This is a genomic window from Acinetobacter sp. CIP 101966, from assembly GCF_000369725.1.
In the GTDB taxonomy this organism is placed as follows: domain Bacteria; phylum Pseudomonadota; class Gammaproteobacteria; order Pseudomonadales; family Moraxellaceae; genus Acinetobacter; species Acinetobacter lwoffii_Q.
Window position 1 is genome coordinate 112,550 of the sequence record NZ_KB850164.1, and the last position, 7,003, is coordinate 119,552.

Consider the following 7,003-nt stretch of genomic DNA (forward strand, 5'->3'; position numbering starts at 1 on the left):
CAACTTCTTTAAATTAAGATATGACGTGCTGAAAAATATATGAAATCTCTTGTAATTCCTCTGGTTGAATCTCCACGTTCAGCAAAACTCGCGTTTTTAGTCATTTTAGACTTTTGTATTTTCCCTGTTCTAATCTGGCTTTGTTATGCCATTCGACAGTTTGATCTCGGTGCAGAAGTTGTACCTAATATTCCCTTTGGGTCAATTTGGGTCAGTGCTATTGCAGTCTTTGCGCTGTTTATTTGTGGTGTATACCGTTTTATTGTTCGTACTTTTAATGAATTTTTTATTGCCAAATTAGGTCTAGCAACCATATTAAGCGTGATTGGTTTGTACTTGCTGGCTTATAGCACCCATGCTTTTATTCCGACATCTATCCCCTTGATGTTCGGCTTTATGATGTTTGCCTGGATCTGGTTTAGTCGTAGTGTGATTCGTTTTGTGGTGAGATCCTACTTACAGGCTAATGTGCCTAAAAAACGGATTGCTATTTATGGGGCTGGTTATGCAGGCCAACAGGTAGCAGCGACTTTAAACCGTTCTAATGAACATCTACCGATTATATTTATTGATGATGATCCTTCTTTAAGTGGCCAAAATATTGGTGGTATCCAAGTTTTTTTACCACATACTGCTTTGAAATGTTTTACAAAATTCAAAATTGATGAAATTTTAATTGCACTGCCGTCAGTAGGGCGAATACGTAAAAGTGAAATTATCAAGTTTTTAGAACCAGCTCATTTAAAAATTACCGAGATTCCGGGGCTGACTAAACTGGTCAATGGTGAAATTCGAATTTCTGATATTCAGGAAGTGGATATTATTGATTTACTGGGGCGTGATCCTGTACCGCCAGTTCCAGCGCTTTTGGCTAAAAATATTAACAATAAAGTAGTCATGGTCACAGGTGCGGGTGGCTCGATTGGTTCAGAACTATGTCGCCAAATTATTAAAAATCAGCCGGCCAAGATTATTATTTATGAGCTAACAGAATTTGCTTTATATCATATCGATAAAGAATTACGTCTTACAGCAAACTGTGAAATTATTCCAATTTTAGGTTCAGTTCTTGACGAACGTAAGTTAGAACGGGTGATTGAACAATATGGCGTACAAACCGTTTATCACGCTGCTGCTTATAAGCATGTGCCGCTGGTGGAGTGTAATCCGCTGGCAGGTTTGAAAAATAATGCTGTTGGAACCGCCTTTAGTGTGAATGCGGCGGTAAAAAAAGGGGTAGAAACCTTTGTGCTGATTTCAACTGATAAAGCGGTACGTCCAACCAACGTGATGGGGGCGACCAAACGGATGGCAGAGTTGTACTGTCAGGCTATGGCAGAGGTTCAGGATCAGACTCAGATCAGTATTGTGCGCTTTGGTAATGTGCTCGGTTCTTCGGGCTCGGTCGTGCCGCTGTTTAAACAGCAAATTGCCAAAGGTGGTCCGATTACCGTGACTGATCCAGAAGTAACCCGTTTCTTTATGACCATTCCGGAGGCCTCGCAACTGGTAATTCAGGCGGGTGCTTTGGGTACAGGGGGCGACGTGTTTCTGCTGGACATGGGCGAGCCGGTACGCATTCAGGATCTGGCACGACAAATGATTGCCCTGAGTGGCCTCAAAGTCCGAGATGATCAAAATCCAGATGGCGATATTGAAATTCAATATTCTGGATTACGCCCAGGTGAAAAATTGTACGAAGAGCTGCTAATTGACGAAGAAAATACAGAAATTACTTCACATAAGCGTATTCTACGATCTGTCGAGAAACATTATCCATTGGCAGAAATTCTGGCAGTATTTAACCGTATGCATGAACTTAGCGCGACTCAGACTGATATTGAATGGGCATTGACCCAGCTGGAATACTATGTCGATGGTTATGTCCGTGGTAATAAAATTCAAGTGAACTAGGTTTTTATAAATATGATCAAGAAAGCAATTCTCCCTGTAGCGGGTCTAGGTACGCGTTTTTTACCTGCCAGTAAATCCATTCCTAAAGAAATGGTGACTGTCGTGGATCGCCCTGCGATTGAATATGTGGTCCGTGAAGCAGTTGCTGCCGGGATTGAGCAGATTATTCTGGTGACCCATTCTTCCAAAGCATCGATTGAAAATTATTTTGACCGTAACTTTGAACTTGAAACTACGCTTGAGCAAAAAAATAAGACCGATTTACTCAAAGAAATTACTGAAATTCTGCCTGCGGGTATCAGTGTAATTAGTGTACGTCAGCCTCAGCCTTTAGGTTTGGGCCATGCGGTATTATGTGCCAAAGCCGTGATTGGTGATGATGATTTTGCAGTGCTGTTACCGGATGTGCTGGTGAAAGATCAGGATCTGGAAAATGACCTGTCATGCATGATTCAGCGCTATGTACAATCTCAAGCTTCACAAATTATGGTTGAAGCGGTGCCTGAACATCTCGTCGACCAGTATGGCATTGTTGATGTTGCAGCATCGCCCGAGGAAGGGGAAAGCATCGTCATGCAAGGCATTGTCGAGAAACCGTCGATCGGCACTGCACCTTCCAATCTGTCTGTGGTGGGGCGTTATATTCTACCTGCCAAGATCATGCAGCTTTTAGAGCAGACACCACGAGGCGCAGGCAATGAAATCCAGCTGACCGATGCAATTGCCATGCTGCAACAAACAGAAACTGTAGAAGCCTACCGCATGAAAGGCCAGACCTTTGACTGTGGCAGTAAGTTAGGTTATCTCAAAGCGGTTTTACATTATGGCATTGATCATCCTAAACTCGGTGTCGAGTTTAAAGCATTAATTCAGGAATTGGCTTTGTAAGAAAAAATAATAAAAAGGAATATCATGAAAGTCGCAGTATTGGGAAAAACCTTATTTTCCGGAGTCATGTCAGCTCTTTTATCTGAATGTGGTCACCAGGTGGTCTGGTGTAATAGCTTCAATACAGATGAGTCGGCCCGGCCCTATTTCCAGGATGAATCTCTCCAGCAATTACTGCAAAAACAGGAAAAATCTGGCTTTTTAAACTGTTGCGATTTTCAGCATCTGGATTTTAATCAGGATGTGTTTTTCTTCAGTTTTAATGCGACTGAAGAGCAACAGGCGTTTCAGATGGTGGATACCATCCGGCATGCCTGTTTTGCCCATCCCAAACTGATGATTAATGCCTCGACCTTTGGCTTGCATGGCACGCAACGCTTTCAGCAGTTACTGCCGAATGATGACTGGATTTATCTGCCAGATATTATTCAGGAAGGCAATGCACTGCGTAGCTTTACTCAGGCCACCCAGCTGATTGTGGGTTGTGATCATGCAGATATCCAGCCTAAAATCAAAGAACTCTTACGCCCATTATTTCCACGCGCGCAGCAGTATCTATTTATGCCGGTTCTGGATGCCGAATTTACCAAGCTGAGTATTTCCGGCATGCTCGCCACCCGGATCAGTTATATGAATGATCTGGCCAGTGTGGCAGAAAAGCTTGGCATTGATATTGAACAGGTACGGCAAGGCATGGCTGCGGATAACCGGATTGGTTCTGCCTATCTCTTCCCTGGCGTTGGTTTTGGTGGAGAGAATTTCTCCCATGATATCCGGACGCTTACTCACGCCGTGGCAGATTCAGGGGTAAAAAACCAGCTGCTTGAACAGGTCTGGGACATTAACGAACAGCAAAAAGAATTATTGTTCCGTAAACTCTGGAACTATTTCCGTGGAGACTTGAAGGGTAAAGTCATTGCGATCTGGGGTGCAGCCTTTAAGGAAAATACCCCGAGTATCCAGCAGTCTCCGGTACATGCCATGCTGACCGCTTTGTGGGCGCAAGGCGTGACGGTCAAGCTACATGACCCTCAGGCAATCGCAAATATTGAAAAGGTCTATGGGCCACGGGAAGACCTGATCCTGTGTAAAGACCAGTATCAGGCCGTGGAAGGGGCGCATGCCTTGTGCCTGATTACGGCATGGAAACAGTACGGCAGTCCGGATTATCCATATTTGATCAAGCTGATGCAGCATCCCCTGATTCTGGATGGGCGTAATCTGTATGATCCGACGTATGTCAAGACACGTGGTTTTAATTATATTGGGGTAGGACGTTAATGTTGAGCCATTTTAATCCAAATCTCGACACTGAAACTGTGTGTCAGAAACTCGCCTCGAACAAAGAACAGCTTCAATCTGAGCATTTGCGGGAGCTGTTTGCTGCTGACCCGGAGCGCTTTAATCGATATTCTATCCAGTTTGAACAACTGCTGTTTGACTATAGCAAACACAGAATCAATAAGAATGTATTGCAGGGCCTGATCGAATGGGCCGATGCACAGAACCTCAGATCCTGGATAGGCTCCCTATTTTCCAATCAGGAAATCAACTATACCGAGCAGCGTGCTGCCATGCATTGGGCACTACGTCTGCCGGAACAGGATCAACAGCATGCCGAGCTGGCCGCTGATGTGCATGCGCAACTTGAGCGTATGTATGCCTTGGTAGAACAAATTCATGCCGGACAGCGTCGTGGTGCCACTGGTGAAGTGATTCAGGATGTGGTCAATATTGGGGTCGGTGGTTCAGATCTTGGGCCGTTGATGGTCACGCATGCCTTATCTGATTTTAAATATCAGTCTGCCCAACCACTCAACGTACATTTTGTTTCGACCATGGATGGCAGTCAGTTGTCCGAGTTGTTGCATCAGCTGCGTCCGGAAACCACACTGTTTATCATTTCATCAAAATCATTTGGCACGATTGATACCCTGACCAATGCCCAGACCGTACGTTTGTGGCTGGAAAAAGCATTGGGTCAGCATCCCTATATTCTCAAGCATCATTTTATTGGGGTATCGACCAAACCGGAGAAAATGACAGCGTGGGGGATTGCACCGGAAAACCAGCTGTTGTTGTGGGATTGGGTCGGAGGGCGTTATTCGCTGTGGTCCTGTATCGGATTGCCGATTGCCTTGAGTATCGGAATTGAAGGTTTTAAGCAGCTACTGGCAGGTGCTTATGCAGTAGATCAGCATTTTCAGTATCAGCCTTTTGAACAGAATATTCCAGTCTTGATGGGACTGTTGGGGGCCTGGAATAATAATTTCCTGGATATTCAGACCCATGCCATCCTGCCTTATGATGGGCGGCTAAAATATTTTGCTTCCTACTTGCAGCAGCTGGAAATGGAATCGAATGGCAAGTCGATCCAGCGTAATGGTGAAAAAGTAAAGCTAGATACCTGTCCGATTATTTGGGGAGAGGTCGGCCCGAATGCGCAACATGCCTTCTATCAACTCCTACATCAGGGAACTCAGTCGGTCAGTTGTGACTTTATTGCCCCGGTAGAGCGCTATAACAGTCAGCAATATACCTATGCCGATAGTGCTGAGGCATTAATCGAGCAGCATTATTTGGCATTGTCGAATTGTCTGGCGCAATCGCGTTTACTGGCTTTTGGTAATGAAGCACTGGATCAAAACGAATTGGCGAGCTTGCCGGCTTATAAGCAGTATGAAGGCAACCAGCCGAGCAGTACCTTGTTACTGCAAGAGCTGAATCCCTATAGTCTGGGGATGCTGATTGCATTGTATGAGCATAAGGTGTTTGTTCAATCGGTGCTGTGGAATATCAACCCATTTGATCAATGGGGCGTGGAAAAAGGTAAGGAAATTGCTAATCAGCTATTACCAATTCTCAATGGTGAACAGAGCGATCTGGATGGTCTGGATGGTTCAACCCAAGGTTTAATTAAAATTCTTTTAGGAAAGTCACATGGCTAAAATTCTGGTCACTGGTGGGGCAGGCTATATTGGTTCACATACCTGTGTGGAATTATTAAATGCCGGGCATGAGGTCATCGTTTTAGATAATCTCTGCAATAGCGCTGCTGAGTCTTTAAATCGGGTGCAACAGTTGACCCGGAAAAGCCTGACCTTTGTTGAAGGGGATATCCGTGATGGCCAGTTACTGGATCAAGTCTTTCAGCAAAATAGCATTGATGCGGTAATTCATTTTGCCGGACTTAAAGCGGTTGGAGAAAGCCAGCAGATTCCATTGGCTTATTTTGATAATAATATTGCCGGTTCCATCAGCCTGGTGCAGGCCATGCAGCGCGCCCAGGTTTTTAAACTGGTATTTAGTTCGTCGGCTACTGTGTATGGTGATAATAATCCTTCACCTTTAAACGAAGAAATGCCGACTGGCATGCCAACCAATAACTATGGCTATACCAAGCTGATTGTGGAGCAGCTCTTGGAAAAAATGGCTGTGGCAGATCAGCGCTGGTCGATTGCCTTGTTACGTTATTTCAATCCGGTCGGTGCACATAAAAGCGGGCAGATCGGTGAAGATCCACAAGGTATTCCAAATAATTTAATGCCTTATGTAACTCAGGTGGCGGTAGGACGGCGTGAAAAACTGTCGATCTTTGGTCATGATTATGACACTGTCGATGGCACGGGTGTACGGGATTATATTCATGTGGTAGATTTGGCCAATGCACATTTATGTGCCCTCAATAATCGTTTAACTGCACAAGGTTGCCGGGCCTGGAATATTGGTACTGGCAATGGCATTTCAGTGCTACAAGTTAAAGATACTTTTGAATGGGTCAATGGTGTTGCAATTCCATTTGAATTAGCACCTCGTCGTGAAGGCGATGTGGCGACCTGTTTTGCAAATAATAGCCGTGCAGTACAGGAGTTGGGCTGGACGGCACAATATGGTTTGGAGGATATGCTGGCAGATAGCTGGAACTGGCAGAAGCAGAATCCTAAAGGATATGGATCATAAAGATGAATTTTATTTATGGGGTCATTTGTCACCAACTTACTCATTCACTGGTTTTTCTGGTGAATGAGCTGCTGAAAAGTCCTCATAGTATTATTCTTATTCATTTCGATCAGAAATCTGACCTTGCTCCATTTCATGCTCAATTCGGACTGATCCTAGACAAAATAATGGACAGCACGTCCCTCTAAAGATAACGTAACTTTAATCTTTGGAGATTCAAGAAATGGCTAAACGTTTTAGT

At 44.4% G+C, this 7,003-nt stretch carries 5 protein-coding genes; all 5 read left to right on the plus strand.

What is annotated here, in order from left to right; genetic code table 11:
* Nucleotides 1-39 precede the first annotated feature (39 nt).
* From F891_RS15940 to galE, 5 genes are read left to right on the plus strand one after another with little or no spacing between them, the layout of a single operon-like run.
* Nucleotides 40-1,914: a polysaccharide biosynthesis protein gene (locus F891_RS15940; RefSeq protein ID WP_005264556.1), complete on the plus strand. Its 1,875-nt coding sequence runs from the start codon at nucleotides 40-42 to the stop codon at nucleotides 1,912-1,914.
* A 12-nt stretch (nucleotides 1,915-1,926) separates the two neighbouring features.
* Nucleotides 1,927-2,802, plus strand: a complete 876-nt coding sequence (gene galU / locus F891_RS15945) for a UTP--glucose-1-phosphate uridylyltransferase GalU (protein WP_005264557.1) — start codon at nucleotides 1,927-1,929, stop codon at nucleotides 2,800-2,802.
* 24 nt (nucleotides 2,803-2,826) lie between these two features.
* Nucleotides 2,827-4,083 carry a nucleotide sugar dehydrogenase gene (locus F891_RS15950; protein ID WP_005264558.1) on the plus strand — a complete coding sequence of 419 codons (1,257 nt, stop codon included), beginning with the start codon at nucleotides 2,827-2,829 and terminating at the stop codon, nucleotides 4,081-4,083.
* A complete protein-coding gene (gene pgi, locus F891_RS15955) occupies nucleotides 4,083-5,750 on the plus strand; it encodes a glucose-6-phosphate isomerase (protein WP_005264559.1) in 1,668 nt (555 codons plus the stop codon). The genes F891_RS15950 and pgi overlap by 1 nt, the downstream gene beginning before the upstream one ends.
* Nucleotides 5,743-6,762, plus strand: coding sequence for a UDP-glucose 4-epimerase GalE (gene galE, locus F891_RS15960; protein ID WP_005264560.1), 1,020 nt, complete (start codon nucleotides 5,743-5,745; stop codon nucleotides 6,760-6,762). The genes pgi and galE overlap by 8 nt, the downstream gene beginning before the upstream one ends.
* Nucleotides 6,763-7,003: the final 241 nt, after the last annotated feature.

Coding starts and splice junctions, on each gene's coding strand:
- F891_RS15940 (WP_005264556.1), top strand. CDS start 40: ATGAAATCTCTTGTAATTCCTCTGGTTGAATCTCCACGTTCAGCAAAA.
- galE (WP_005264560.1), top strand. CDS start 5,743: ATGGCTAAAATTCTGGTCACTGGTGGGGCAGGCTATATTGGTTCACAT.
- galU (WP_005264557.1), top strand. CDS start 1,927: ATGATCAAGAAAGCAATTCTCCCTGTAGCGGGTCTAGGTACGCGTTTT.
- F891_RS15950 (WP_005264558.1), top strand. CDS start 2,827: ATGAAAGTCGCAGTATTGGGAAAAACCTTATTTTCCGGAGTCATGTCA.
- pgi (WP_005264559.1), top strand. CDS start 4,083: ATGTTGAGCCATTTTAATCCAAATCTCGACACTGAAACTGTGTGTCAG.